This is a genomic window from Vibrio sp. S234-5 (assembly GCF_000960595.1).
Lineage (GTDB): Bacteria > Pseudomonadota > Gammaproteobacteria > Enterobacterales > Vibrionaceae > Vibrio.
Genome location: NZ_JZAM01000172.1, coordinates 1 through 2,625, shown reverse-complemented (window position 1 = coordinate 2,625; position 2,625 = coordinate 1). Strand labels below are relative to the sequence as shown.

The 2,625-nt window shown below is 43.5% G+C and carries 4 protein-coding genes and 2 pseudogenes; all 6 read right to left on the bottom strand.

The genetic code is table 11. The annotated features are described in order from the left end of the window. Nucleotides 1-117 precede the first annotated feature (117 nt). Nucleotides 118-246, bottom strand: coding sequence for a DUF3265 domain-containing protein (locus tag UF06_RS28325; protein WP_082069626.1), 129 nt, complete (start codon nt 244-246; stop codon nt 118-120). A gap of 2 nt (nt 247-248) precedes the next feature. Beyond that, complete coding sequence (locus UF06_RS08040) at nt 249-830, bottom strand: DUF1287 domain-containing protein (protein WP_045569985.1); 582 nt, start codon at nt 828-830, stop codon at nt 249-251. Between the two features lie 9 nt (nt 831-839). Further along, nucleotides 840-984: pseudogene (locus UF06_RS28320) on the bottom strand (DUF3265 domain-containing protein). Nucleotides 985-1,438: 454 nt separating this feature from the next. Next, the gene (locus tag UF06_RS08035; protein ID WP_045569984.1) at nt 1,439-1,918 is read right to left on the bottom strand and encodes a GNAT family N-acetyltransferase; all 480 of its coding nucleotides are present in this window, start codon (nt 1,916-1,918) and stop codon (nt 1,439-1,441) included. Between the two features lie 24 nt (nt 1,919-1,942). Continuing rightward, nucleotides 1,943-2,065 (bottom strand): DUF3265 domain-containing protein, encoded by a 123-nt coding sequence (locus UF06_RS28315; protein WP_082069624.1) that lies wholly within the window; start codon nt 2,063-2,065, stop codon nt 1,943-1,945. 465 nt (nt 2,066-2,530) lie between these two features. Continuing rightward, nucleotides 2,531-2,625, bottom strand: a pseudogene (locus tag UF06_RS28310) (alpha/beta hydrolase); the annotation flags it as partial.

The following is a 2,625-nucleotide window of genomic DNA, read 5'->3' as shown; positions in this document are numbered from 1 at the left end:
CAGCGCCAAAGAACAAATGTCCAGAAAACAGCGCTCACAAATACAAACTTGCCGACGAGCACAAAACCAACAAGCCGACGGAGCAAAGAAAAGATGCAACCAACTGATTTTGCGTGATTAAACATAACGCTGCGTTAAGGGGTGAATGCCGCACAAACCAACTTCCCGCAGACCACTTTCATCACCAAAACTCGCCGCATGCCAAAAATGCCACGCGGCATGAATCCCACTTGAACGCCTTGTTATATTTAGGGCTCATAGCGGAAGTGACCCGTAATTTTGAAGTCAAACAACATATCCTCAAGCACTGGACCTGAACCAATATTGTGAACTATTAGAGGCCGTTTACCATCCTGCGACAAGTCGTTCGTTACGATACCGATATGAGGCAAATTACCTGGGAGCATCCATGTCACGATGTCACCAGCTTTATAAGCCAAACCTTCATCACTAATCGTTAAACTTTGGCCATGTCGTTTGAAGAAAATCTGTAAATTCGGCACTCGACGATGGTCTATGTTGCGATCCGGTTTTGACAAACCCCAAATTCTGTTTGAGGGATACAGTGAAAAGTTGTCACGCATATCTTCGTGAACTAAGACTTGTAAATCTACGCCCAGTTTTCTGTAACTACGAATAATTACATCGGTACAAACACCGATACTAGGCGGCACATCTCCATTGGGATAGGCAATTTTTATATAGCTTCCATCATAAATTACCGTATGCGTTGTTCTTTCTTTTGCAGCTTCAACCAAATCTGACAATGAGTTGCCTGCGCTTACACTCGCACTCCACAACACGAGTAGGAGAAAAGATAGTCGTTCCATGACAGTTACCTAAAAAATATAACGCCGCGTTAAGGGGTGAATGCCGCATAAACCAACCTTCCGCAAGCCACTTTCACCACCAAAACTCACCGAAAACCAAAAATGCCACGCGGCATGAATCCCTCTTGAACGCTTTGTTATGCTTAAGCTTCAATGACTTACATTTTACCAAAACCGAGATTAACTCACCTTTAACTCACAAACAAAAGCCAAAAACCAAAAAACTGAAATGACTCATAATTTTTGAAAATCAGACTTTGAACTTTGGCAGATAAAGCCGAAAAACCTAAGTTCAAACTTCTGATTGAGCCAACCGCCCTAACCTCACGCTTGCCCGAAAATTGACTGAGGCAACACTCTGAATTTACAGCGCCAAAGAACAAGTGTCCGGAAAACCGCGCCCACTGAAGCCAACTTGCCGAGAAACACAAAACTCACAAGCCAAGGGAACAAAGAAAGACCATAAACCACTGATTTTTGGTGATTAAGCATAACGCCCTGCTAAGGGGTGAGCAATGCACTGCAAAAGCTACCGCACACCGCCTTAATCACAAAACTCACTGCATGCTGAAAATGCCACGCATTGCGAATCCCTCTTAAGCAGTTTGTTAGGCGCGCAGCTGTAATTGGTAAAAATCGGTTTCATCGTGCTTGGGGTTAGGACAACAATATACCCAACCATTACGCTTATAGAACTTTAACGCCCTTGTGTTCGTTCTGCTCACCGAAAGCACAGCACGATTACAACCCGCTCGTGTCAATTCTGTTTCGATGTAGATCTGAACTTGCTGGCTCAAACCGGAACCTCGAATTTCAGGCAACAAGTAAATCAAATGGACATAACCTGTATCTGGCTCGGGCGAAAAAGAACGAAACTCTAACTGCCCTGCCAATTGTCCATCCAACCAAATATGGATGTAAAACCAACCTGCTTCAGATTGCCTTTCTTGGATTCGTTCTCGATAACCTGCTATGAAATCATCAAAACCCGAATAGGTTTTGAAGCTGCAATAGTAAGCGTCCTTTCGAGCAGCTACGCAAAAATCATAATCTTGCGCCAAATTGATCACTTTAAATTCTACGTTCATCCCTAATCCTAAAGTGAATAGCGCCTAACGCCGCGTTAAGGGGTGAATGCCGCATAAACCAACTTTCTGCAAACCACTTTCACCACCAAAATTCACTGCATACCAAAAATGCCACGCGGCATGAATCCCTCTTGAACACTTTGTTATGCTTAAGCTTCAATGACTTACGCTTTACCAAACTGAGACTAACTCAGCTTTAACTCACAAACAAAAGCCGAAAACCAAAAAACTGAGATGACTCATAATTTTGAAAATCAGACTTTGAAATTTGGCAGATAAAACCGAAAAACCTAAGATCAAACTTCTGATTGAGCCAACCGCCCTAAACTCGCGCTTGCCCGAAAATTGACTGAGGCAACGCTCTGAATTTCCAGCGCCAAAGAACAAGTGTCCGGAAAACAGCGCCCAATGGAGCCAACTTGCCGACAAACACAAAACTGAAAAGCCAAAGGAACAAAGAAGAACCATAACTCACTGATTTTGCGTGATTAAGCATAACGCCCGCTTAAGGGGCAGCCAACGCTACTACCAAATTACCGCATAACACCGTAATCACAAAAACCAACGCATAGTAAAAATGCCACGCGTTGGCTGTCCCTCTTGAAGCGTTTGTTAGTTTTTGTGCTGCAACAAGAACTGCTCTAACATTTTACCAACCAATTCCGGAGATTCTTGATGCGACGAATGTCCTGTCAATGGGATATTCG